The 24,371-nt window shown below is 61.6% G+C and carries 18 protein-coding genes; 10 read left to right on the top strand and 8 right to left on the bottom strand.

Annotation, left to right across the window (positions count from 1 at the left end; all coding sequences use genetic code 11):
* The first annotated feature begins 10 nt into the window (after positions 1-10).
* Complete coding sequence (locus tag G533_RS22130) at positions 11-1,273, top strand: cytochrome P450 (RefSeq protein ID WP_240472446.1); 1,263 nt, start codon at positions 11-13, stop codon at positions 1,271-1,273.
* Here the strand turns inward: G533_RS22130 and G533_RS22125 are convergent, their stop codons facing one another.
* Positions 1,274-2,899 carry a mechanosensitive ion channel family protein gene (locus tag G533_RS22125; protein ID WP_051230384.1) on the bottom strand — a complete coding sequence of 542 codons (1,626 nt, stop codon included), beginning with the start codon at positions 2,897-2,899 and terminating at the stop codon, positions 1,274-1,276.
* A 200-nt stretch (positions 2,900-3,099) separates the two neighbouring features.
* Positions 3,100-4,320: an argininosuccinate synthase gene (locus G533_RS0114240; protein ID WP_027950537.1), complete on the bottom strand. Its 1,221-nt coding sequence runs from the start codon at positions 4,318-4,320 to the stop codon at positions 3,100-3,102.
* 128 nt (positions 4,321-4,448) lie between these two features.
* Here G533_RS0114240 and pyrC point away from each other — a divergent pair, with 128 nt between their 5' ends.
* Both pyrC and rnt read left to right on the top strand, forming a co-directional pair.
* Positions 4,449-5,501 (top strand): dihydroorotase, encoded by a 1,053-nt coding sequence (gene pyrC, locus G533_RS0114235; protein WP_027950536.1) that lies wholly within the window; start codon positions 4,449-4,451, stop codon positions 5,499-5,501.
* Entirely contained in the window at positions 5,498-6,133 is a 636-nt protein-coding gene (gene rnt / locus G533_RS0114230; protein WP_027950535.1) for a ribonuclease T, read from the top strand. Before pyrC ends, rnt begins: the two co-directional genes overlap by 4 nt.
* A 15-nt stretch (positions 6,134-6,148) precedes the next feature.
* On the opposite strand, the gene G533_RS0114225 is transcribed toward rnt, so the two are convergent.
* The 4 genes from G533_RS0114225 to G533_RS0114210 form a co-directional block, all read right to left on the bottom strand.
* The gene (locus G533_RS0114225; RefSeq protein ID WP_027950534.1) at positions 6,149-6,568 is read right to left on the bottom strand and encodes a hypothetical protein; all 420 of its coding nucleotides are present in this window, start codon (positions 6,566-6,568) and stop codon (positions 6,149-6,151) included.
* A 60-nt stretch (positions 6,569-6,628) separates the two neighbouring features.
* Positions 6,629-7,015, bottom strand: coding sequence for a nucleoside diphosphate kinase regulator (rnk, locus tag G533_RS0114220; RefSeq protein ID WP_027950533.1), 387 nt, complete (start codon positions 7,013-7,015; stop codon positions 6,629-6,631).
* Positions 7,016-7,305: 290 nt separating this feature from the next.
* Positions 7,306-8,235, bottom strand: coding sequence for an isopenicillin N synthase family dioxygenase (locus tag G533_RS0114215; protein ID WP_027950532.1), 930 nt, complete (start codon positions 8,233-8,235; stop codon positions 7,306-7,308).
* An 82-nt stretch (positions 8,236-8,317) separates the two neighbouring features.
* Positions 8,318-10,276, bottom strand: a complete 1,959-nt coding sequence (locus tag G533_RS0114210; RefSeq protein WP_027950531.1) for a BCCT family transporter — start codon at positions 10,274-10,276, stop codon at positions 8,318-8,320.
* A gap of 245 nt (positions 10,277-10,521) precedes the next feature.
* On the opposite strand from G533_RS0114210, the gene G533_RS0114205 reads away from it, so the two are divergent.
* Together G533_RS0114205 and G533_RS0114200 are read left to right on the top strand one after the other, a co-directional pair.
* Positions 10,522-13,197, top strand: a complete 2,676-nt coding sequence (locus G533_RS0114205; RefSeq protein WP_084639018.1) for a TonB-dependent receptor — start codon at positions 10,522-10,524, stop codon at positions 13,195-13,197.
* Positions 13,198-13,199: 2 nt separating this feature from the next.
* Complete coding sequence (locus tag G533_RS0114200) at positions 13,200-15,170, top strand: tetratricopeptide repeat-containing sulfotransferase family protein (RefSeq protein ID WP_027950529.1); 1,971 nt, start codon at positions 13,200-13,202, stop codon at positions 15,168-15,170.
* Positions 15,171-15,189: 19 nt separating this feature from the next.
* Here G533_RS0114200 and G533_RS0114195 read toward each other — a convergent pair whose 3' ends face one another.
* The gene (locus tag G533_RS0114195; protein ID WP_240472445.1) at positions 15,190-17,208 is read right to left on the bottom strand and encodes a TonB-dependent receptor; all 2,019 of its coding nucleotides are present in this window, start codon (positions 17,206-17,208) and stop codon (positions 15,190-15,192) included.
* A gap of 167 nt (positions 17,209-17,375) precedes the next feature.
* Here G533_RS0114195 and G533_RS0114190 point away from each other — a divergent pair, with 167 nt between their 5' ends.
* The 5 genes from G533_RS0114190 (at position 17,376) to G533_RS0114170 (ending at position 23,743) form a co-directional block, all read left to right on the top strand.
* Complete coding sequence (locus G533_RS0114190; protein ID WP_027950527.1) at positions 17,376-17,810, top strand: BlaI/MecI/CopY family transcriptional regulator; 435 nt, start codon at positions 17,376-17,378, stop codon at positions 17,808-17,810.
* The gene (locus G533_RS23610; protein WP_051230380.1) at positions 17,800-18,753 is read left to right on the top strand and encodes a M56 family metallopeptidase; all 954 of its coding nucleotides are present in this window, start codon (positions 17,800-17,802) and stop codon (positions 18,751-18,753) included. The genes G533_RS0114190 and G533_RS23610 overlap by 11 nt, the downstream gene beginning before the upstream one ends.
* A 149-nt stretch (positions 18,754-18,902) precedes the next feature.
* Positions 18,903-21,275 (top strand): TonB-dependent receptor domain-containing protein, encoded by a 2,373-nt coding sequence (locus G533_RS0114180; RefSeq protein ID WP_051230377.1) that lies wholly within the window; start codon positions 18,903-18,905, stop codon positions 21,273-21,275.
* 57 nt (positions 21,276-21,332) lie between these two features.
* Complete coding sequence (locus G533_RS0114175) at positions 21,333-23,024, top strand: alkaline phosphatase D family protein (protein WP_027950525.1); 1,692 nt, start codon at positions 21,333-21,335, stop codon at positions 23,022-23,024.
* 68 nt (positions 23,025-23,092) lie between these two features.
* Positions 23,093-23,743, top strand: a complete 651-nt coding sequence (locus G533_RS0114170) for a tetratricopeptide repeat protein (protein ID WP_027950524.1) — start codon at positions 23,093-23,095, stop codon at positions 23,741-23,743.
* Positions 23,744-23,759: 16 nt separating this feature from the next.
* Here the strand turns inward: G533_RS0114170 and G533_RS0114165 are convergent, their stop codons facing one another.
* A complete protein-coding gene (locus G533_RS0114165) occupies positions 23,760-24,359 on the bottom strand; it encodes an LON peptidase substrate-binding domain-containing protein (protein ID WP_035528275.1) in 600 nt (199 codons plus the stop codon).
* Between the last annotated feature and the right edge of the window lie 12 nt (positions 24,360-24,371).

The raw sequence follows: 24,371 nt of genomic DNA, 5'->3' as shown, positions 1-24,371 counted from the left end.
GGAGCCTGCCGTGACCGGTGCCAGCCAGCAGCAAATGCCCCCCTTCAAACCCGCCGACGTGCTCAACGCCCACATTATGGGTGACGAGCGCAGCATGTACGCGCTCTTCGACTACCTGCGTGCCAACGACCCGGTAGCCCTCGTCGAGCACCCGGACTACCGTCCCTTCTGGTCGCTATCGCGCTATGACGATATCAAGCGCATTGGCAGCGAGAACGACCGCTTCCTCAGCGCGCCACGCACCGTGCTCATTCCCACGGCATTCGAGGAAGCACTGCTGGAACGCTTCGGCACCCGCAACGGGCTGGAGACGCTGATTCACATGGACCGGCCCAAGCACCTGAAACTGCGCAAGGTGACCCGGGAATGGTTTCTGCCCCGCAGCATCGAGTCATTGCGCGCCGAGGTGGAAGCGCTGGCGAAAGAGTTTGTGGACAAAATGCAGGAAATGGGCAGTGAGTGCGACTTCGTGCGCGACATCGCCCTGCTCTTCCCGCTGCGCATTATTCTCTCCATCCTCGGCCTGCCGCGGGAAGCCGAAGGCACCATGCTCAAGCTGACCCAGGAGATGTTCGGCAGCCAGGACCCGGCGCTGCAACGCGCCGACAGCGAAACCGCCGGGCTCGAGGTGCTGAACGATTTTGGCGCCTATTTCAGTGAAGTGATTGAAGACCGCAAGAAGAACCCGCAGGACGACCTGGCCACGGTACTGGCCAATGCCGAGGTGGATGGCGAGCCAATGAATGTGCTCGACCAGGCCAGCTACTTCATCATTACCGCCAGCGCGGGTCACGACACCACATCCGCAGCCATTGGTGGCGGCATGAAGGCGCTGCTGGAACATCCCGACCAGTTGGCCCTGTGGCGTGAACGCCCGGACCTCGATGTGGGCGCTGCAAAGGAAGTGATTCGCTGGGTATCTCCCGTGCGACACATGGTGCGCACGGCAACCGAGTCGCTGGAATTACACGGCAAGCAGATTCAGGCAGGTGACAACATTGCGCTCTGGTATCCGGCCGCCAACCGCGACCCGGAAGCCTTCGACCACCCGAACCGGCTCAACCTGTTGCGCGACCCGAAGCAGCAACTGGCCTTTGGTTATGGCTCGCACATGTGCCTGGGGCAGCACCTCGCAGCACTGGAGGTGGGGTGCTTTTTCCGCGAACTGCTGCCGCGCTTGAAGGATATGCAGTTCAACGGCGACCCGGAGTGGATCAAGGCCATCTTCGTTGGCGGCCTCAAATCCATGCCGGTGCGTTACACCCTGGGATAATCACTGCGGCGCCTTCGCCGGCGCCGGATACCAGCCCTCCGGTGGCACCACCTTCGGCACCTCCGGGTCGTGCTCGTAATGTGGCGACATGATCTGCACGCCATGCTCGTTGAACACGTCCTGAATGTGTCCGTGCAACTCGCTGTAGGTTTGCAGCATGCGCGTAACATCGCGACAGTGCGCGTTGAGCTGATAGATTACCGTGAAATCACCCATCAGGGTTTGCAGCACAAATGGCCGGGGCTCAGCCTCCAGCCCCCCCGTGCGCTCCGCCGCCATCAGCAACAGTGCCTCCACCTGACGCCAGGGTGTGTCGTAGCCAATCCCCACGTCGGTGTGCAGGATGACCCCCTGCTCGCGGGCAAAGCTGCTGTAGTTGACCACGGTGGAACCGAGCACTTCCGAATTGGGAATGTTGACGTCCTCATTCTTGGGCGAGCGCAACTGTGTACTCAGGGCACGCACGTTGACTACCTCGCCCATGTGATCACCAATACGCACGCGGTCACCTTCGCGAAACGCGCCGCGGTAGGTGAGGCTGTAGCCGGCGATCATGTTGGCAATGAAAGAAGACGAACCGATGGAAAACACCACGCCGAGGAAAATGCTCACGCCCTTGAAGGCCTCCGAATCCGAACCCGGGATATAGGGATACGCCACCACCAGGGCGAAGGCGATGATCAGAATGCGCACGATGCGGTAGGTGGGCATGGCCCAGTCGCGGTCAAAGTTGTTGAGACGAATGCGACCGCGGTCGACGCGCTGGAAGAACACCTTGGTGGCACGCAACAGGGCGCGCACCACCAGAATGAGCAACGCCAGAAATATGAGGTCAGGCAGGGACTCCAGTGCCCCCGTACCCATCCTCTGCAACGGGCTGAGAATCAGGTGGAACACATTGCTGGCGAAAGGCCGGGTCCAGGGGTAGAGCCCCAGCGCCGCGTTGAGCCAGGCGAGCACAATCGCCACCAACGCAATGGTGCGCGTACCTCGCACCACGGCCCCCAACCAGCTCCAGAGTTGCGCCGCATCAATAATACGATGGGAGGCGCGCTCGATTTCCCGGATATGCCGCTCGCCGGCCTTTTCAATAAGCCGATTGAACCACCCGAAAAGCACGCTGACGGCGTAGAGGAGCAACCCGGCTAAACCGCTGATGCCCAATAACAGCCCCGTGCTGGTAAGCAGTCGCCTGTGACTACGCTCCTCGCGATAGCGGTCCACCGCGTTGGCGATACGCTCCATACTGGCTTCTACCAGTACCTCCAGGGGTATCTGCTCAAGGGCCGCATCGGCCGGAAACAGGGTGGCAATGCTCTGGCCGGCAATGCGTATCTCTGAGCGATCTGCAGCCGCAATCACCTCACCCGCGTGTGCATCGAGCGCGGGTTGTTTAGCCAGACGGACAATAGCCTGGCGAATTCTCTCCGCCCGCTTCGCCGCCGGCGCTGCGGAGATGCCACGCACGCGGAACAGGGTCTCACCATCCAGCACCACGGAGGCGGCCATGACGCCATCGTCCTGTACCGTTGCGTGGAGGAAAGGATCCAGCGACTGGCCACCGGCATCCGCCAGCACCGTTGCCAGAGGGAATAGACCGATAAACAAAAGTAGCAACCAACGCATACCGACATCCGCCAGACTAAAGCGCCCGCAGAGGCGCGCGCACCTTAGCTTTATAACCCGGCGCAGCGTTCAGGGCCAGTGTCACCAGCGCGAGCACCAACCAGCGGTGGATAAGCCGACGAGTGCGGCGCCCCTACAAGGCAAGGTTTTCAAGGCGGGCAGGTTGCCGGGGTGGCGCCGAAGCGGCCCCGGCTGCTTGCTCATGCAGGGTTGCGCCCCTTGTTCGCGGCAATGCGCATACGCAGAGCATTCAGCTTGATAAAGCCTTCCGCATCCTTCTGGTCGTAGGCGCCTGCATCGTCTTCAAAGGTTGCGATACTGGCGTCGAACAGGCTGTCGGCGGACTGGCGCCCGGCGAGAATCACATTGCCTTTGTAGAGCTTCAGACGCACCTTGCCATTCACCACGGCCTGGGTCTGGTCGATTGCCGCCTGCAGCATGCGCCGCTCAGGTGACCACCAGTAACCGTTATAGATCATCTCGGCGTAGCGCGGCATCAGGTCGTCTTTCAGGTGCGCCACCTCGCGGTCCAGCGTGAGGGATTCGATCGCACGGTGTGCCTTGAGGATGATGGTGCCGCCGGGCGTTTCGTAGCAGCCGCGGGACTTCATGCCCACGTAGCGGTTTTCCACCAGATCCAGACGCCCAATTCCGTTCGCGCCGCCGACGGCATTCAGGCGCTCCAGCACCGTTGCCGGGCTAAGGCGCTCACCATCAATCGCGACGATGTCGCCGCCTTCGAAATCCAGCTCGATGTAGGTAGGGGTATCCGGCGCGGCTTCCGGGCTCACGCTCCAGCGCCACATGTCTTCTTCCGCTTCGGACCAAGGGTCTTCCAGAATGCCCCCCTCGTAGGAGATGTGCAGGAGATTGGCATCCATCGAGTAGGGCGACTTCTTCTTGCTCTTGCTGTAATCGACCGGAATATTGCGCTCTTCGCAATAGGCCATGAGCGTCTCACGCGACGTGAGGTCCCATTCCCGCCAGGGGGCGATGACCTTGATGCCCGGTTTCAACGCATAGGCGCCGAGTTCGAAACGCACCTGGTCGTTACCCTTGCCGGTAGCGCCATGGGAAATGGCATCCGCGCCGGTTTCATTGGCAATCTCGATCAGCCGTTTGGCGATCAGCGGGCGGGCAATGGAAGTACCGAGCAGGTACTCACCTTCGTAAACCGTATTGGCACGGAACATGGGGAACACGAAGTCGCGTACAAACTCCTCGCGCAGGTCATCGATGTAGATTTCCTTCACGCCCAGCGCCTCCGCTTTGGCGCGCGCTGGCGCAACCTCTTCACCCTGGCCGATGTCGGCCGTGAAAGTGACCACCTCACATCCGTAATGATCCTGTAGCCAGCGCACGATGACCGAGGTATCGAGACCGCCTGAATAGGCCAGGACCACTTTTTTCACATCTGACATAACTTGCTCCATAGGGAAGGCGGCAAAGCCCATATTTTACGCGCCCACCGGCGGGATTCCCAGCCCGTATTCCCGTGGGCGGCCCTTTACGTTACCATCCTTGCTGACATTTCCTGCCGTGGTTTGCTGTGACTGAACTCTCCCTCCTTCGCCCCGATGACTGGCACGTTCACCTGCGTGACGATGCCGCGCTAACGCAGACCTGTGCCGATATGGCACGTTATTTTGGCCGTGCGATTGTCATGCCAAACCTGACACCGCCAGTGACCACCGTGGCGGCCGCGGCGGCCTACCGCGAGCGCATCCTGGCGGCCATGGACGGGCTGGAGCGGCGCTTCGAGCCGCTGATGACCCTGTACCTGACGGACGCCACGAGCGCCGATGAAATTCGCCGCGCCGCCGACAGCGACTTTGTACATGCAGTGAAGCTGTATCCCGCCGGGGCAACCACCAACTCGGACGCCGGCGTGGCGGAACTCGAGGGGCTCTACCCTACGCTGGAGGCCATGCAGGACGTCGATCTGCCGCTGCTTATTCACGGTGAAGTCACCGACCACGCGGTGGATATCTTCGACCGGGAAAAGGTCTTCATTGACCGTCACCTGGCACCGATCGTGGAGCGCTTTCCCGGGCTGCGGGTGGTGCTGGAGCACATTACCACCGCCGACGCCGTCGACTTCGTCAGCACTGCGCCAGGCAACGTGGCCGCGACCATCACCGCCCATCACCTGCTGCTCAACCGCAACGACATGCTGGTGGGCGGCATTCGCCCGCACTACTACTGCCTGCCGGTGCTGAAGCGCAATACGCACCAGGCAGCCCTGCTGCGCGCGGCAACCTCCGGCAGCCCGCGCTTCTTCCTCGGTACCGATTCCGCACCTCACGCTACCGGGCGCAAGGAAACTGCCTGCGGCTGTGCCGGTTGCTACACCGCACACGCAGCGCTGGAACTGTATGCCGAAGCCTTCGAAGCCGCCGGCGCGCTGGACCGACTGGAAGCGTTTGCCAGCCATTTCGGCGCCGACTTCTACCGCCTGCCGCGCAACCGCGACCGCATTACCCTGCGTAAAACGAGTTGGGCAGTGCCGACGAAACTGCCGCTCGCCGACACCCACCTGACCCCGCTGCGCGCCGGCGAATCGGTAGCCTGGCAGATAGGCAGCGAGGCTGCGGGCAGTTGACGGAAGGCAGCGAACAGCGCATCTGCGACCGTTTCCGCGGCTTCCTGCCGGTCGTGATTGATGTGGAGACCGGGGGCTTCGTCGCCGCGACCGACGCAGTGCTGGAGATCGCCGCGACCATTGTGCGCATGGATGAAGACGGCAACCTGGGGGTACACCGCACCTGGAGTTTCAACGTCAAGCCGTTTGAAGGCGCGAATATCGAGCAGGCGGCGCTGGATTTCACCGGCATAGACCCCTGGCACCCATTCCGCGAGGCCATGAGCGAGGAAGACGCATTCAGCGAACTGTTCCGCATTGTGCGCAAGGAGATTCGCGACCAGGGCTGCAACCGGGCAATACTGGTTGGCCACAACGCGCACTTCGATGCCGGTTTCGTCAACGCGGTAGTCGAGCGCTGCAGCATCAAGCGCAACCCCTTCCACCCGTTCTCGTTTTTCGACACCGCCACATTGGCCGGGCTCGCCTACGGCCAAACGGTGCTGGCCAAGGCCTGCAAGGAAGCGGGGATCGCTTTCGACAATGCCGAAGCGCACTCTGCAGCCTACGACGCAGAACGCACCGCCGACCTGTTCTGCGACATCGTCAATCGCTGGAAAGAATCCGGCGGCTGGATGCCCAGCTACGATTGAGCGGGCTTTGGCGCGCTAGGGTGGCAGCGTAACCCCGCGCTCGGCAAACCAGCGCTCGTCCAGCACCCAGCGTACCGCGTTGACTTCTGGATGCGCCTGCACCAGCTCTGCCGCACGCGACTGCACCGCCACCAGCCGATCCTGCGACGCCATCATCTCGGGGTGCTGCACATCCTTGCCCTGTAGCGCGGGGAACGCCGTGTGCAGAAACTGCATCACCGGCACCTGTGCCGAGCGCGGGCTGGTCACGAAAGCGACACCGTTGTTGATCTCCCTGACGCTGAACTGAAAAGGATAGGCTGCCAGCTCGTCGTCAGCGGCCAGCAGGCCGTTGAGCTCAGCCACCCGCCCGTCACGGTTGGCCAGCCAGGCGATCAACGCCACGGCCAGCAGGGCACACAAGAGCATGACGTATCGACGGGTGAACCTGTCCATCAACATTCCTCCAACGCTTTCGTCCACCAAGGGCCTGACCGACCAACCATCACCGGAACATCAATCTGCAGCGGGTGCATCAACAGCTTTTACGCGAAGACGGCGGGCACCGCCAGAAGGGAGTGGCCACTCGATTTCTCCACCGGTCGCCAATCCGATCAATGCACTGCCAACCGGTGTCAGTACCGATATTCTCATTTCCGCTACGTTCGCTTCCTGAGGGTATACCAGGGTCACTGTGGTGTCGCTACCGGTGTCAATGTCTTCGAAGGTCACGCGAGAATGCATACTGACGATGCCGGGCGGAAACTCGTCATCAGCTACGGTTTCTGCCCGCGCCAGCTCTTCATCCAGGGCATCGGCCATAGTGCCGTCATGATGCTCTATGGCAGCCAACAGGCGGCGGTAGTCACTATCTTTCAACGTAATTGGAGAAGCGTTCAACATCTTGTTCATCCTGCATGGATTAGCGTGCCCCGACAGCAAACGAGTGCTGCACAGGGCAGTGAAGAATTTGATTGTGGGGCTGCCTGGGAAGGCGAAGCGGCGATCAGGCCGGCAGTAGGTCCCGATCGCCGAGGGGGAGGAAGGGCGCGGCCGCCAGCGCCCTCCGCACGGCAGAGAGTTTTACAGAAATGGCAATGTTGGATTTACAGCGCATGCCACAGACTCTAGCACACCGCGGCACAGGCGTGAATACAGCCGCAGCCGCAACGGCATCCGCGATTCGCGCAATGTCATGTGCCCGATGGGGCCCGATAATGGCTGATCTGCACTTCCTCGCCGTAGTCGCCGTAATCCCCAAGCGCCCGCAACCCGCGAAACTCCTTCCACGACAGGGCGCGATAGTGCGCTGGCTCGGCAGACAGAAGTCCGGGGAGTGGCTCGATCACAGCCTGGTAACCGGGATTCAGGAAGTACGCGATACTCAATCGCGCCTGCCCATCGCTGGCTCGCACGCGATGCAAAGGCGCCGTGAAGCGATCATTGGCAGCTACCTGCAGCATGTCGCCGATGTTGATGGTCAGCGCACCTGGCGTCGGCGGAACATCGACCCAACGGCCCTGCTGCTGCACCTGCAGCCCCGCGACCGCGTCCTGTAGTAACACAGTCAGTACGCCGGCATCGGTGTGCGGGCTGATGCCAAGCGGCCCGGGCGCAGGTGCCTCCCCCGCCAACACATCGTGCAACGGGTAGTGGTTAAGCCGCAGGAAGCTGCTGTGGTGGGGCGACAGCTGCGCCAGAAGGCTGTCGGGTGCCTGGCCCAGGCCTTCGCAGAGCAACGCGGTGAGCCGCAGCGCAAGTGCGTGACACTCTGTGGCAAAGGATTCCAGTGCCGGGCGCAAAGCCGGCATGGCTGCAGGCCACGGCGTGTCCTCACCGGGTGCGAAGTCGAAGATCTCCTTGCGGTCACGCAGGTTCTTGGTGAGCTCCCGATCATAGTAGCCGAACGGGTTTTTCAGCGTGCGGCTGACCGCGCGCTTGGCCTCTGCATCACAGGCGAAAAACGCTCGGGCCGAGGCCAGCGTGCCATCCGCCAGGGTGACGTCAAGGCCACTGTTGACCACTTGGAAGAAACCGGGCGCGGCGGCAGCTTCAGCGAGACGGCCAGTAACACCGGCGCGCGGTGCGGCGAGATCAATCAGAGGTATCGGAAGCGAGGGCATAACGCGGCAAAACTCTCTATCGGCTGTAGATCAGCTGCTCATTATGCCTGAGCACGCCTCCTGCTGGAGCGCTTCTTTCGCCTCAATGCAGAGCCCGATGGAACTGCTGGTGGCGCTCGAAATGACCCAGCACATCGTGGATGATCTGCTCACGGGACCAGCCCATGACATCGTAGCCCTGGCCTCCCTGATACAAGTGCACCTCGGCCCGGTGAAAAACGGTGTCCGTTTTCGGTTCGGCCTCCTCTGCGCCGGTCGCCGTTGCAACATGCCGCTGGCAGACGACTTCGTAGCGGAACTCGGGCTCACCCTCCACCGCAACCGTCAACCCCACCCGGCTTGCTTCATCGTCCACAAGATCTATCGACGCACTCACACCCCGCTCCTGCAAGGCATCGGCAAACTGCTTGAGTGCCGGGGCCACTATCTCGCGTTGGAAGCGGCTGACCTCAGCGCCGCCGGGCTGGGCCAGCAGCGCGTTCAGACGCTCGCGCCAACTGTCTGGGCCCTGCACCACCGGCACGACACTCTGCATATCGCGCTGCGCCACATCCAGTCGCAACGCCCGGGCCAGGCCCCAGATGGCACCCAGCAAAGCCAGAGAAAACGGTAACGCACTCGCGATAGCTGCGGTTTGCAACGCTGCCAGGCCGCCGGCAAGCAGCAGCACAATGGCAATGGTGCCTATCACGAACGCCCAGATCAGCCGCTGTAGAACCGGCGTATCATCGCGGCCGTGCGCACTGAGCATATTCAGGACCAGGGCGCCACTGTCTGCCGACGTCACGAAGAACACCACCACCATCAACAGGGATGTGATCGACAACAGCGTGGAGCCGGGGAGGTATTCGAGAAACTGGAACAGCGCCTGAGCCTGGTTCGCCAGCACACTCTCACCCAGCGCTACCTGCCCCTCATGCAGAATCAGTTCGATGGCGCTGTTGCCGAACACCCCCATCCACAACAGCGTGAAACCGCAAGGCACAATCATGGCACCCAGCACGAATTCGCGAATCGTGCGGCCACGGGAAATGCGCGCAATGAACAGCCCCACGAAAGGCGACCAACTCAACCACCACCCCCAATAGAAAATAGTCCACCCGCCCAGCCAGTCGGTGGGTTCATAGGCATAGAGGTTGAACGTCTTGGCAACAAGATCACCGGCGTACACACCGAGACTCTGGATTGTCGACTGCAACAGGGTGACCGTTGGCCCCGCGAACAACACGCCACCGAGCAACAGCAGCGCCAACAGCAAATTGAGCTCAGACAGCCTGCGAATACCCGCATCCAAACCCAGCGCGACAGAAATACCCGCCAGCACCATAATCCCGCAAATCAGCCCCACCTGAACACCGCTGCTGATTTCAATACCGACCAGGTAGGCCAGCCCACCGTTTATCTGCAACACCCCATAGCCGAGGCTGGTGGCGATGCCGCAGCTGGTGCAGATGATCGCAAACACATCAACCGCCGCCCCGAACGGCCCGTGTATCCGCTCACCCACCAGGGGATAGAACGCCGAGCGCAGCGTCAGCGGCAAGGAATGGCGGAAAGCAAAGTAGGCCAGCACCAGAGCCACAATGGCATAGATGCCCCAGGCATGCAGGCCCCAGTGAAAAAACGTGAGCTGCATGGCCTGCCGCGCAGCCTCCACCGTGCCCCCCTCACCCAGCGGCGGTTGCAGGAAGTGCATCACGGGTTCGGCAACACCGAAGAACATGAGCCCGATACCCATGCCCGCCGCAAACAGCATGGCGAACCAGGAGACCAGCGTGTAATCGGGCACCGAATGGTCCGGGCCCAGCTTGATGTCGCCGAGACGAGTCACGCTCAGCACCACGATGCTGATCAGGATAACCGCCACCACCACCACGTAGTACCAGCTCGCGTAGCGAATAATGCCGTCCTGCAGGTGCTGGAAGAGTGAACTGCTCGCCTGTGGCAGAAAAGCCGCGACGCCGACCAGAGCGGCAAGCAGGCCCAGGGACGGCCAGAACACCGCACCATCCACGTCAAGAGACCAGCCGGATCGCGTCATTTTTTACTTTGCATTGTAACTAACTATCACCTATGCGGCGGGGCGGGGGGAAAGAGCCAGATAAAACCAAAACTCATTGAATGGCGATTTATCGATGCAGAACGCCGCAATTCTATCGATTTTTTCTGTAAATGTGAACAATGCCCACTTCAAAGCCAGTTGCCAAACCGGGTATTATGTTTCGTTATCTAAACGAAATTATTGACACCATTCTCAAGGGGAAATCACTCGCAATGAAGAACAGCATGCCTCAACAGCTAAGCGCCAAGACCTCACCCGGCACGCCTGTGCGCCTACTGGCGCGCGCTGTCATGACGGCGGTGGCCGGTGGCGCTTTCGCAGCCAGCGCGGTACAGGCGCAACAACTCGAGGAGGTCGTGGTCACGGCCACCAAGCGCACCGCCAGCATGCAGGACGTGCCCGTTGCGGTGTCTGCGATCACCGAGCAATCCATGACCGAGCAGGGCATTACTGACTTTGCCGACTACATCGCCTCCCTGCCCAACGTCACCGCAGGCGGTCGCGGTCCGGGCCAGAACGAGATCTACATTCGCGGCGCCGCCATCCAGGCCATGAACACCACCATTCAGGAGGCCAATGGCAGCGCACCTAACGTAGCCCTGTACCTCGACGAGCAACCGGTTACCGCCGGCGGTCGCAATCTGGACGTGTATATCGCTGACATGGAACGCATCGAAGTGTTACCGGGGCCGCAGGGCACCGTCTTCGGCTCCAGCTCACAGGCGGGCACCGTGCGTCTGATCACCAACAAGCCGGTCATTGACGAGTTTTCAGCCTCGTTCAAGGCCGGCACTTCCTTCATGCCGGAGGGCGACCCCAGCGCCAACGCCAGCGCCGTCTTCAACTTTCCGCTGATCGAAAACCGTCTGGCGGCCCGCGTACTGATCTTCAATGATCGTCAGGGCGGTTATATTGACAATGTACGAGGCACCTTCACACCCGACCCCTCGCGCAACCCCGCCCTGCCCTCGGCTGATGGCGTGGTGTTCACCCCCAGCGGGGGTGACCCGACCGGACACCAGTTCGCCGATGGCAGCTACGCCGAACCCGGGCGCGCCTACGGCGTGCAATATGAGTCGCGTAACAACGATGCGCTGGCAGAGGAAGACTTCAACGACGCCACGTATCAGGGCTTCCGCGCCGGGGTCAAATACCTGATCAACGACGACTGGGACCTGCTGCTTACTCATCACCAGCAGCAGCTGGATGCAGACGGCGTGTTCGACTACGACCCTGAAGTGGGCGACCTTGAGGTGGAGCGCTACCATCCTGACCGCCTCACCGAAGACTTCTCGCAAACCGCCTGGACCCTGCAGGGTCGCCTGGGCGAGCTGGAATTGCTCTATACCGGCGCCTACCTCAAGCGGGAAACAGACCAGATCATCGATTACTCCAACTACGCCAACACGGGCTTCTACATCGCCGGCTACATGTGTGAGTACAACACACCGGGCTACCACGGCGGTGGCGGCGTGGGCTACACCTTCGACCCCACGCTTTCCGGCGATCCGGACGTGATCGAGTGCTCCAACAGTGGCGCGGGTTTTGCCGCCATCAGCAACGAAATGGAGCGCACCACCCACGAGTTGCGCTTCAACACCGACCCCGCGCGCTGGATTCGCTTCCAGGGCGGTGTTTTCTATGAGGACGTCGAGCTGCAACACGTCGGTGACTTCAACTACGGCGACCCGGACTGGAACGCACCAGATCCCGGCCAGCTGAACGGCGGCAGCGGGCCACTGGTCGCCAATGACCCAAACGAACGCGGCGCAACCACCCAGTTTTCCAACGACATCACGCGCCCGGAAGAGCAGATTGCGGTGTTCGGTGAGCTGGCCTTCGACTTCCTGCAGGATTTCACCTTTGCTTACGGCTTCCGCTACTACGACCTGGAAGCGGGCTTTGAGGGTTTCTCCATCCTCAAGTATGGCAACCGCCCGGTGCCGAATCTCGCCAATGGCAATGCGGCCAACAATCCGGACGTGGTAACACAGCCCGATGTGACCGGCGGACGAGATTACGTCGTCAATATCGGCGACTTCCAGCCGGCATCGGTTGACGATACGATTCACCGCCTGACCCTGAGCTGGCGCCAGTCAGACGACCTGATGTTCTACGCCACCTGGTCTGAAGGCTTCCGTCCACAGGGGTTCAACCGCGCCGTGGCCGGCAGTGAGGTTACTCCCCAGGCCGACGGCAGCGCACCCTGCAAGGTTTCACGCACGCCTGAGTACTGCATTCCGCTGATCTACGAGTCGGATGAACTGGTGAACTACGAGATGGGCTGGAAGGGCGAATTCATGGACCGTCGCCTGCGCTTCAATGGCGCCGCTTACTACATCGAGTGGGACGGCATGCAGGTGGGCCATATCGACTCGCAGAATATCGACTTCCTCACCATCGTCGACAATGCCGGCGACGCGGAGATCCGCGGTATCGAGGGTGATTTCTCCTGGCTCGCCACCGCCAACCTCAGCCTGTTCGGCGCGTTTTCCTGGAACGACACGGAAATCGTCGACCTGAACCCGGCCTTCGCCTTTGCGGTCACCGATGTGGGCTCCCAGCTGCCGCTGGCACCGGAGTTCCAGTTCAGCCTGCGCGGCCGTTATGAGTGGGATGTATTCGAGGGCACCGCACATGCGCAGCTGGCGTCACGCTATTCGGACGAGGCCTACAGCTCAATCATTGATGTGCCGCAGCGCCGCGAGCTGCAGGATTCCTACGTGATCACCGATGCCACGCTGGGCTACCGGCAGGACACCTGGACGGCCGAGCTGTTCGTGAACAACCTGACCGATGAGCGCGCGCAACTGCACATCAACACACAGGACGGTTCACGCAAGATCCTGACCAATCGTCCGCTGGAGTTTGGCATGCGCTTCACCTACGACCTGTTCTAAGGGTGAGCATTGAGGCGGCAAAAGCCTGCCTGCAGCGCGGCGATTTCCAGGCTGCAGAACAGGCGGCCGCCGCGGCTGTTACCGATGGCGCCTCGAGTGAGGCGCTTTACCTGCTGGCTACGTCGCGCCGCTATCTCGGCAAACATGCGCAGGCACTGGCAACGCTCGAGGAACTCGAGCGCCTCGATGCCGGCCATGCTCGTCTGTATCAGGAGCGCGGCCACAATTTGCTCGCATTGCAACAACCCGCGCCGGCCCTGTCGGCCTATCGCAATGCGGTAGCGCGCAACCCCGCCCTGCTGGCCAGCTGGAAGGCCATCGCGCGGCTGACAGCTGACAACCCGACCTGGCGGGAGCTGGCACGCGAGGCGGTGATTCAGGTGCAGGCACTGGCCCAGCTGCCGGCAGAGATCCTCAGCGGCCAGAGCATGTTGCACGAGGGTCGACTGGAGCGCGCGGAGGCACTCTGCCGGCACTACCTGCGCGGCAACCCGCAACACATCGAGGGCATGCGCCTGCTCGCCGCTATCGCCGTGCAACACGGCCAGCTGGACGAAGCCGGCTTTCTGCTGGAAAGTGCAGCAGAATTCAGCCCCGATAACCTGCTGGTGCGGCTGGACCACGTGAATGTGCTGTACCGGCAACAACGGTTCACCGAGGCCCTCGCCACGGCAGAAGCACTGCAGCAGAAGCTTCCGGGAAACCTGTCGATAGAAGCCACTCTGGCTAACCAATACATTGCTGTGGGCCGTTTCGAGGAGGGCATCGCGCTGTTGCGGGGTCTGCTGGAGGCAAATCCTGAGCAACCGTCACTACAACTGACCCTGGGCCATGCGCTCAAGACGATTGGCGACACTGGGCAGGCGGTGACAGCCTACCGTGCGGCAAACCGCACGAGGCTCGATTTCGGAGACGCCTGGTGGAGCCTCGCAAACCTGAAGACCTTCCGTTTCGATGCGGCGGATATCGCCACCATGGTGACGCAGGAGGCGGCGGAGAACACGGCGCTGGAGGACCGCATTCACCTTTGCTTTGCCCTCGGCAAAGCCTGCGAGGATAACAGCGACTACAGCGCCTCCTGGGACTATTACGAACGCGGCAATCGCCTTCGGCACAGGACTCTCGGCTACCAGCCGCAACGGATGAGCCAGCGCCTGCAGCGTCAGCAATCGTTTTTTACTCCCGGTCTACTCGGCAGCCACGCAAACAGCGGTCACCCCGCCGCCGACCCCATTTTCATTGTCGGCATGCCGCGCGCCGGTTCCACACTATTGGAGCAGATACTGTCATCGCACTCGGCGATTGACGGCACCATGGAGCTGAACCATATCCCCGCGCTGGCCCAGCGCCTCGACGGGCACGGCACACGAGCGGAGGGCGAAGGATACCCGGAGCGCCTTGCCACGCTGGATGCTGACACACTGCGTGCCTACGGCGAGCAATTCCTCGATGCCACCCGTGTTCACCGGCAGGGCGCGCCATTCTTCATCGACAAAATGCCGAACAATTTCCGCCACATCGGCCTTATTCACCTGATCCTGCCCAACGCACGCATCATCGACGCCCGGCGCGACGCGATGGACTGCTGCTTCGGCAACTACCGTCAGCTCTTCGCCTCAGGCCAGGAGTTCACCTACGACCTCGCTGATCTGGGCCGTTACTATCGGGACTATGTTGCACTCATGGACCACTGGGACAGCGTGTTACCGGGGAAAGTGCTGCGTGTGCAGCACGAAGACGTGCTCGATGACCTCGAAGGCCAGGTGCGGCGCATGCTCGACTTCCTGGGCCTGCCGTTCGAGGCAGGCTGCCTGCACTACTACGACACCGAACGCGCGGTGCGCACACCCAGCTCGGAGCAGGTGCGGCAACCCCTGTTTCGCACGGCACAGGCGCGCTGGAAGCACTATGCGCAGTGGCTGGAGCCGCTGCGCCTGGCACTCGCGAGCGACCCGTCAGTATCCAGAGACTAAGCGTCGAACCGTCGAACCGTTAGAAGCGATAGCCCGCCGTCAGGCGCACGGTACGTGGCTCAAGTACGTGATAGTGCAGGTCCTCGACACCGGCCTCCGCTTCACCGGGAAGGCGCGACGCATAGAAGTAATCGATGTCGTGGTCATCGCTATCGAGCAGATTCAGGATATCTGCGCGCAGCGTCCAGGGGCCCAGTCGGCGACCCAGGCCCAGATTGACCGAGAACGTGGCATCTGACTGCACGCTGGCATCCTCGACCAGCGGACGCTCGCCGAAGTAGCGCAGGCGCAGGCTGCCAAACCAGTCCTGCCCGTCATCCAGGCTGATGCCCGCCTGTACCACATGCTCAACGGCTCCGGGAATCTCGCGTTCCCCTGCAGGCGCGTCACTGAAGCGGGCGTCAGTCCATGCGTATTCCAGATCCAGCGTCCACGCCTCCGTGAGCGCGTAATAGGCGGTCAGTTCGACGCCTTCGCGTTCAGAGCGGCCGCTCGCTTCGGTGTTGCCGGCGTCACCCACAAACAGCAGTTCGCTATCCAGCTCCAGGTACCAGACCGCGAGCGAAGTGTTCAGGCGTTCCCGCCAGTAACCGCGCACGCCAGCCTCGTAACCCAGCGAGCGCACCAGTGGATCTACCGCATTGATGGCCGTGCCATCGGCAGGGTCGACGCGGGTGGTTGTGCCGCGGGCATCGTTGGAATGATACCCCTGCCCAGCGGATGCATAGGCTTCCCAGTCGCTGCCCAGGGTGTAAACCAGGCTGCCCTTGAGGGACCACAAATCATCATCAGCCGTGCCACCATTGGGCACGAGGTCGATGCCGTTGACATTACGCTCAATGGCACTGTCGACATCGAAGTCGAAATAGTCATATCGCACGCCCAACACCGAGCGCAACCGTGGCGACCACTGCAGCTTCTGCTCCCAGAACAGGCCAATACTGGACTCATCCACCGCATCGCTGCGTACCGGACCAGTGCGTTGACGCGCACGACTGCGATACAGGCCCACTTCCTCGATGTCATCGACTCGCAGATCGGCGCCGAAGGCCTGCGTCACCGGCAGGCCGGCGAGGGTGCCGGCATGGGTGTAGCGCAATCGCCCGCCGTAGAGGAGCCGCTCGTCTACCTGCTCGAACTGGTCGCCGCCCTCAGGGTCATCGAGGAAATACGTGAAATTGGACCACAGGTTCAGGTCGTAGCGCGCCAGCCATGCATCCACCTCCCACGCACCGCCGCGCCACGCGGCGCTCAGGCTGTAACGGCTAGACTCGCCCCCCACGGTGTCGTCGATCACACCCAGATCGTCGATGATACCCTGGGTTACGGCTCGGGCCGGTATCTGGTCGGCGCTGTTCCAGCTGTTGTCGTAGGCCATCGCGGTCAGGCTGAGACTGCCCGCGGCCACGTCGCGGGTGTGCTTCAGCAACAGGTTGATGCGCGACAGGTCTTCTTCGATACCGCGCCAGGGCCCGTCGTAGCGATTGCCCTCCAGAGCATAGAGCCAGTCACCGCCGGCGGTATTCTGGCTATCAACCACAACCAGACGCTGGTAGCCGTCTTCACCCCAGGTAATCTCGGCCAAGCCCTCATCAACCCGGTCCACGGTGCGCATTTCCGCGCTGCCTGCGCCGCTGAAGTCGCCCACATCAGCGTAATACGGTCCCTTTTTGTAGGCGATGGTGGCAAGCGTTTCGGGAATGACCGGGTTCAAATCGGTATAACCCTGGCCGTGGCCGTGGGTACGCATGTTCAGCGGCATACCGTCTATAAAAGTGGCGAAATCCGTACCGTGGTCCAGGTTGAAGCCGCGCAGAAAATACTGATTGGCCTTGCCTGTGCCACTGTGCTGGGTCACCACCATGCCCGGCACCAGCTCCAGCACCTCGCCGCTGCGCAGCAATGGTCTGAGGGCGATCTCCTGGCGACCGATGACACCTTCCGAAGCTGTTATCGCATCGCCCAGCAGGCTGGCTCGACGCCCTTCCACGGTGACGGTCTCCAGTGTCTGCGCCTGTGCAACAAGGCTGACACTCACGAGTAACCCAACGGGCACACTCCGTCCGCACAGAGCGAAAAGCCTGGGTGGCGTTCCTGTCGACCGTTGCACTACCGATTTCGTCTTGCCCCTGATCACGCTACACTCCCTCTGTTGAATACAGACCTTGTAGCACGACCCGCCAACACCGATAACAGGTCGGTTTTATGCTCGAACAGAAACGCAGCCTGCTGCACCGCCTCGGCCTGCGCTCACGCCGAGCGCCCCGGCTGGGTGAACGTGAGCTGGCAGTGATGGGCATACTGTGGCGCGGGCAACCCCGGTCTGCGGCACAAGTGCTTGAAGCCATGCCACATGCGGGTATTCAGCTCAGCACGGTACAAAGCACTCTCGAACGACTCTACCGCAAAGGCATGGCGAGTCGGAGCAAGGAGGCTCGAGCCTTCGTCTACCGCCATCGCGTTCCCAGGGAAGAGCTCATCAAGATACTGCTGCGCGACATTACGCGGGATATCGCCGACGGCGACCTGCTGCCGGTGATTTCCGGCTTTGCGCATTATATGGCGGAGGACGACGAGGCAACAGCCGCTGCGATCGAAGCGCTGCGCGGCGCAAAGTCCAAGGCACCGGATGAATCCTGAGCTGGCGTCGCGGGTAGCGGATGCGGTGCTGATCTGGTGTGCCGTGTTTCTGTGCTCGTCACGGCTCCATGCGCTGCTCTACCCGCTGCTGCAACGCAGTTGTGACCGTGCCGGTGCTGCACGCAAAGCCAGCCTGCTCTTCCTGTGGGGGCTCATTCCACCTCTTGCTGCAAGCGTGGCAACACTGTTGGTGATGACCCCTGCGCTTTCCGCCCCGCTTATTCCAGGTCACTGTCATGGGCTGAACTGTGCGCCGCATGTGCCGGTCTCCAATACCTACGCGGCACTGCGTATTGGCGTGGCGGCAGCAGCCGGTGGGATTGGCCTCGCGTTGCTAGGCGCAATGGTCCTGCTCGCCATGCGCCTGCAAGGACAACTCAGAACGCTGTTTGCGCTGTCGCGCAGCACCCGGAACCATCACTACCACGTGATTGACGGGCCAGCCCCGGCGGCGTGGTGTATTGGCTGGTTGCGTCCGGAGGTGTATGTGTCGCGCAGCATGCTTGAAACACTGCCTGCGGCCGAGCTTCAGATTGTGCTGGAACACGAATATGAGCATCTTCGGCGCCGGGATAACCTGCGCAGGGCCTTGTTGGCTGTTGCCACCTGTCTCTGGCCACGCACCCGCCGACGACACCTGCGCAGCGACTTCAACACGGCCACCGAAATAGCCTGCGACCGAGCCGCCCTCAAAGTGACCGGCAGTGCCGAGCGGGTGGCCAGAGTTATTGCCCACCTCGACCAAAACGCGTCAAGCCAGCCACAACGCATCCACACACAGGCCAGCAGCAACAGCGCGCAACAGCGCATCGCGGCCCTCAGAGAAAGCGGCCAGAACACCCGACAGTTGTCAATCCTGCTGGCTGCGATTGCGGTCATCTGGGTCCTGCAAGTGTGCGTCAGCGCCGCGCTCGCACATGCTGGCATTGAGTTGCTGCACTAGCCGTCAATTTCACAAAATCATCATCCCTTCTTCACGGCGCGTTCATAAGCGCTGCCTAAAGTAGCGCTCGCCGGCAATCAGGTCAGCTGCGATTCACGTCGACCTGGTGCCGAGCCTCACACCAACGCTTTGTTCGAATGGGGAAGGGTATGTATCAACCGAATTTCGCTCGTTGTCCGTGCGCGCGCCTTGTGCGTCTGGCTATTGCCAGCGGTCTCTCGCTTTCTGCTGCCGCGGGTGCACAGAATAGCGACCCCGCGCTGGAAGAAATCACCGTGGTGGCGCGCAGCCAGTACTATGGCAACAACGTGGTTACCGACAGTATGAAAATGCAGCAGTCGCCGATGACCAGTGTGAATGCCCTGATCGACAACCTGCCCGGCGTTTCGATTCAGGAAGGCGATGCCTACGGATTCGATGACTGGTCCACGACCATTGCGGTGCGCGGCTTCCAGAACAGTCTCGATGAGCAACAGATTGGCACCACACTGGACGGCATACCCAACGGCGGCAGCGGCTACGGCGGCGGTGCCAAGGCAAACCGCTACCTGGACACCGCCAACCTGCGCACGGTCACGGTCTCCCAGGGCACGGCTGACATTGCCTCACGTGCTCTCGACGCACTCGGCGGCACCATAGACTTCGTCTCCGATGATCCCGAGGAAGAAGCGCGCATTCGCTTTCAGGGCTCAGCCGGCGAGTACGATGCCGAACGCTACTACGTACGGTTGGATACCGGTCGGCTTGCCAGTGGCACGCGCGCATGGTTTTCAGCCTCGCACCAGAGTGCCAGCGACTGGGTTAACGGTGCGGCGGAAAACGAGCGCGACCACCTGGCCGCCAAGATGATCTCTGAAATCGGCAACACGGATATCACCGCGTACATTTCCTACGACGACACACACGAAGACAACTACCAGCGCCTGTTCAGCCCCGAGGAATTTCGCAGCAACCCGGAGTGGGACCGACTAACGGACATCTGGACCGGCATTCCCTATGTGGACCAGGTTTATCGCCGCGGCTGGTCCACCCTGCGCGAAAACCTGCTGGCGTACGTGAAGGCCAGCATGGAGCTCAGCAGTGACGTGCGCCTGTCCGTGGGTGGCTACTATCACGACAACGAAGGCCGCGGAGACTGGATTCCGCCCTACCTGGTTGACGTCGTGAACGATGGTTCTGGACCCGAGTCAGAAGCACTGGGCGCAGCCAGCGTTAACGGTGGCGGCGCACTGGGCCAAATCTATTTCGTCGATGGCGCCGGTAATGCGCTGAGCCCACGCGCGGGCTGCACCTCCTCCATCACCTTTCCCTACGGTGGTGCCGGTGCCAACTACGACCCTGCCTGCTACGCGGCCGGGGCGATACCGGTGCAATCCTACCGCCACACCAACTACCAAAAGGAGCGCTATGGCTTCATGGTCGATGGCGATTGGAGCGCTGACCTGGGTGGCCTTGCCAACACGCTGCGCGCAGGGCTCTGGTATGAAGACCAGCAGCGCGACGAGACGCGCACCTGGCAGAAGCTTACCGACGCTCGCGTGGGCATCGAGTTCGACAACATACCGTACTGGACACAGTACGATCGCAGCTACCCGCAGGAAGTTTTCAAATGGTATGCGGAAGACAGTCTGCAGCTTGCCTCTGTGCAATTGACGCTGGGCATCAAGCAATTCCTGGTCGACCTGGAGCGCCAGGACAACTTTGCCGAGACCACAGATGTGAAGGTCAATTCTGACTCGGACGTTCTGTTCTCCGGTGGGCTGCTGTGGGAGACCCCGATTGAAGGACTCGAATTCTTCGCCGGCTACGCAGAGAATTTCAAAGCCATCTACGACGAGATTCTGGAACGGCCCGAGTCAGACCTGGACGCCCTTGAGCCGGAAACAGCCGAGAACCTGGAGGCGGGCCTGCGTTATCGCAACGGCGACCTGTTCCTTACCGCAACCGCGTTCCAGACCGACTTTGAGAATCGCATCATTTTCCTCAGCCCCGAAAGCGCCGCGGGACCCGACTACCTGATCGGCACCAACGGCACCTACTTCAACGCCGGCGGCATCGAATCGGATGGTGTCGAGCTTACAGCGGACTACCGTCTCAGCGACAAGCTCTCGCTCTACAGTGCATTCACTCTGAACGACGCCAGCTACGTGGGCACGGGTGACCCCGCGGTAGACACCGGCCTGGGTATTGCACCAGGCAACGATGTGGTGGGTATTCCCGACCAGCAACTGGTTCTGTCACTGGATTGGACCGGCGACCGACTGGCGACGGGAATCAGCGGCAAATATACCGGTGAGCGGCCCATACGGCTCGACAACAGCTGGGTAGCGGACAGCTACACCACGGTGGATGCCTACATCACACTCAACGGTGGCGGAGTGTCCAACGGCGCTGGCAACTGGAGCATCACCCTGCTGCTGAACAACGCCTTCGACGAAGACTATCTGGGCGGTATCGCAGGGGAAGGCGCCTGGATCGGCGCGCCGCGCACCGTCTCCGCGTCACTGACAGTGGATCTCTAGAACCCTGTAAGCGTGCTTGCCGGCCCACGGGCCGGCTTTTTTATGCGAGGAAATGACATGAAACGCCTTCCACTGACCCGCCGCCAGATTCTCTCCGGGTTGTCTGCAAGCCTGTTGCTACCGGTCGGGCTGCGTGTGCCGGGCGCTACCGCGAACCCGGATAGCGTCTTCCAACACGGCGTAGCAAGCGGAGACCCGGACCACAGCTCTGTTGTACTGTGGACGCGGTTGACCACCACAGCCAGCGTCGCCGAGTGCGAGTGGGAAATCGCTGAGAACCCGACCTTTGATCACACCCTGCAGCGCGGACGTAGCGCAACCGGGCAACAACGCGACCACACCGTAAAGGTTGTGGTCGACGGCCTGAAACCGGGTGCCACCTACTACTACCGCTTTCGTGCCGGTGCGCAGACATCGCCCGTGGGCCGTACTCGCACCCTCCCCAATGGAGCCCTGGATTACCTCGGCCTGGCAGTGGCGTCGTGCTCCAACTTCCCTTTTGGTTACTTCAATGCCTACGAGGCCATTGCCCGGGATGAGTCGGTCGAATTCGTGTTGCACCTCGGGGACTACCTCTACGAGTACGGCCCCGATGGCTATGGCGGCGGGATTGGTGCGCAGCTGGGGCGGCAGCACAACCCGCCGCGGGAAATGGTATCGCTCGCCGACTGTCGGCTGCGACACGCCCAGTACAAGGCGGACGCGCAATCGCGAGAAATGCATGCCGCGCACCCGCTGATTCCCCTGTGGGACGATCACGAATCCACCAACAACCCCTGGCAGGAAGGCGCGGAGAACCACCAACCCGCAACGGAGGGCAGCTGGCGCACGCGGCGCAGCGCTTCCCTGCAGGCCTGGTATGAATGGATGCCGGTGCGTGAACCGGGCCGTGGCGAAGACCCGGCGGCCTACTGGCGACATTTCCGCTTCGGTGACCTGGCCTCACTGGTAACACTGGAAACACGTCACACCGGTCGTGCACAGCAAATTGACTATGACATACCAGCGCTGCTGGAGATGACACCGGCCTCGGCCGTTGCCTTCCTGCGCGACGTTGTGGGCGCGCCCGGGCGGGAAATGCTGTCGGCTGATATGCAGGCCTTCGCGGCGACCGCACTGGCCGAATCAGTTTCGGCTGCGCGGCCCTGGCGCCTGCTGGGCAATCAGATACCCATGGCGAGAATGTCTGCCCCCAGGCTTGATGCTGCGGACATGAGCTACCTCAAGAGCCGGGTGAGTAGTGAAAATCTGCAACGCGCGCAGTACTTCCAGCGCCTCGGGGAGCTGGGCCTTCCGCTCTACCTCGACCCCTGGGACGGCTACCCGAAGGCACGGCAGGCGTTCTACCAGAGCTGCCAGGATGCCGGCGCCAACGACCTCGTGGTGCTGACTGGCGATAGCCACAGCTTCTGGCAGAATGCACTGTACGACAACGGAGGCCGTGCGATGGGAGTTGAGCTGGGTACCACAGGCATCACCTCACCCGGCGATTTCCTTGAATTCGGCACTGAGGGTGCGCGGAGGATGGACGAGCGGCTGGTCTCCAGCAACCCCGAGGTGCTTTGGACCAACGGCATCAGCAACGGTTACCTGCGTTTACGGGTCACCCCGGAGCGACTGCAGGCTGATTTTGTCAAGGTCAGTAATATCCTCAGCCGTGAGTACCACACCGGCATGCTTCGCAGTGTGGTAATGAGTCACAGCGACTCGGGGCTGCGCTACGAGGTTGCAGGCCAAAGTGCTGGCTGAGATGCGCATAAGGCCACGTTAAGGTTTTCCTCGTATAGTGCCCTGAACGCTCCTGGAGAGACTGCACCATGCGAACATACCCTCGACTGTGCTCCACACTTTTTGGTGTACTTGCAGGCCTTGCCGCCATCACACCCGCACTCGCTTCAGTAGACGCCGAGGTGAGCGCGCTTCGTAAACAGTGGGAACACGTCAACTTCGAACTGGCGGCGCAGGAGCAGGAAGGGGCCTATGGCGGTTTGCTCGCGCGCTGTGACAAACTGCTCGATGAGCAGCCGGATGACGCCCAGGCACTCACCTGGTGCGGCATCATCCGCTCGTCGTTCGCGGGCGTTGTCGGTGGCCTTGACGCACTGGGTTACGCCAAAGCCGCTCGCGACGATTTCGAGCGAGCCGTGGCCATTGATGCAACCGTCAGCGACGGCGCAGCTCTCACCAGTCTCGGCACGCTGTATGCGCGCGTACCCGGCTGGCCGGTGGGCTTTGGGAATAGCAAGAAAGCGCTCAAGTACCTTGAAGCGGGCCTGCAGGCAAACCCCGAGGGTATAGACAGTAACTTTTTCCTCGCTGAATTTCTGGCGAGCGAAGGCGAGACTGCAAAGGCAAAAGAGCATTTACGACGTGCCCTCAGGGCAGCACCTCGACCCGGACGTAGCGCTGCCGACGCAGCCCGCAAGGCCGAAGCGGAAGCACTGCTGGCAGAGCTTTCAGAGAGCTGACAGATTCTGACGCGAGCTAGCCCTCACCGCTGATATCGCTCAGGATGAGATCCAGTTGATCCATCAACTCCTCAACGTCGCCGGCGTTGAGGAGGGAGTACTTCAGTGACTCCTCCAGTGGCAACAGCTGCGCCAGCGTGTACCCCACTTGCCAGGCGTCATCAAAGTCGATCTCCAGCCCCATGCGCCTGACATGGGGATGCTGTTTCAGGTTTTCCAGAATTTCCCGCAACGATAGCCACGCATCATCAAATTCGGCCTGTTCGGGCATCGACTCGAATACGACATTACCCAATACCAGCCCATTCGACGCCACCCGCGTATCGCTGAGGTGAAACCGTTCCCGGCCTTCGATTGTCACGCCCAGCAAACCGTTCGGCAGCTGGTCGAAGTCCACAATGCGTGCGAGCGTTCCGAGGTCGCCAAGTTGTTGCCGCGAGCCCTTCACCGCCACTTCCTCACCGCGACGTATCCAGACTACACCGAAGTCGGTGCCGCTCTTCATGCAGTCACGCACCAGGTCCAGGTAACGCTGTTCAAAAATCTGCAGGGGCATCTTGCCGTAGGGCAAGAGCACCGCAGACAGGGGAAACAGGGGCAATTCGGTTGTCGACATCGGGTACTCCCG

Source organism: Haliea salexigens DSM 19537 (assembly GCF_000423125.1).
GTDB classification, from domain to species: domain Bacteria; phylum Pseudomonadota; class Gammaproteobacteria; order Pseudomonadales; family Halieaceae; genus Haliea; species Haliea salexigens.
Note: the sequence above shows the minus strand (reverse complement) of the source record. Positions and strands in the feature narration are given on the sequence as shown.